Origin of the sequence: Pseudomonas sp. RA_105y_Pfl2_P56 (assembly GCF_963970845.1) — a bacterium.
GTDB classification, from domain to species: domain Bacteria; phylum Pseudomonadota; class Gammaproteobacteria; order Pseudomonadales; family Pseudomonadaceae; genus Aquipseudomonas; species Aquipseudomonas baetica_A.
This window is the reverse complement of the sequence record NZ_CAXAPL010000102.1, coordinates 1-1,203: the sequence shown is the minus strand read 5'-3', so window position 1 is coordinate 1,203 and position 1,203 is coordinate 1. Positions and strand designations below refer to the sequence as shown.

The window sequence follows — 1,203 nt, the reverse complement described above, 5'->3', positions numbered from 1 at the left end:
TAACGCTTCTCGGTATCGACATTGGCAAACACAGTTTCCACCTGCATGGCCAGGATGCCAAAGGTCATCAGGTATTGCGCAAGAAAACCAACCGCGGCCAATTGCTCAGCACATTGGCGCAGGTACCGTCCTGTACGGTGGTAATGGAGTCCTGCGGCGGCGCCCATTGGCTGGCTCGACAGATTGGTGCATTGGGCCACGAGGTGAAGCTGATCGCCCCGCAGTACGTCAAACCATTCGTCAAAGGCAACAAAAACGACTTCATTGATGCCGAAGCGATTTGCGAGGCGGCGAGCCGCCCCGCGATGCGCTTCTGCTCGATCAAAACCGCAGAGCAACAAACGCTTTCAGCCCTGCATCGTGTCCGTAAATCTTTGATTGGCCAGCGCACCGTCGCGACCAACCAGATTCATGGCTTTCTGCTGGAGTTCGGGATCAGCCTGCCTATCGGTGCCGCTGCGTTGCACCGCGTGCCGGCGCTGTTGGACGACCCGCAGCACCCGGTTCCGTTGCGCCTAAAGGGCGTAGTGATGCGTCTCCATCATCAAATTCAACAGCTGAATGATGAAATCAAGGACATCGAGTCCGATCTGAAGCAGCAGCTGAAAGAAGACGATGCCGGGAGTCGTTTGCAGAGTATTCCTGGCATCGGCCCGATCACCGCCAGCGCGGTATTGGCGGATGTGGGCGATGCGTCGAACTATCGAAGTGGACGCGATTTTGCCGCTTCGCTAGGGCTGGTGCCGAGGCAGTATTCGACGGGCGGAAAAACAGTACTACTGGGGATCAGCAAGCGCGGCGACAAGCACATCCGCCAACTGCTGGTGCAGGGCGCGCGATCCATCATGCAGCATATCGATAAGCGGGAAGACGCCTTGGGGCCCTGGGTTCGAGAGCTGCTGACGCGTCGCCACTCCAATGTCGTCGCGTGCGCGCTGGCGAACAAACTGGCGCGCATCGTGTGGGCGGTACTGGCCAAAGGCGGCCAGTACGACCCACATCCGAACGCTTGAACAGCTTTACCACCGGCTTTTGCGACGTCACTGACTGATGACAGTAAACGGCAAACGGCCCGACTGAGAACCTGGCATAAAAATCAGCTTTAGAGGCTGAGGGTTTTTTCAGGACAGTCGGGAGCGGCTACTCATCGAGGGTCGAGCGTTGTTGCAGCAACGCTCACAATGAGCCCGGATACATTAGCGC

1 protein-coding gene is annotated in these 1,203 nt (G+C 57.8%); it reads left to right on the top strand.

What is annotated here, in order from left to right; translation table 11 throughout:
- Window positions 1-1,013, top strand: a 1,013-nt coding sequence (locus AACY11_RS28230; RefSeq protein ID WP_339496327.1) for an IS110 family transposase, incomplete at its 5' end; no start/stop codon positions are given.
- Window positions 1,014-1,203: the final 190 nt, after the last annotated feature.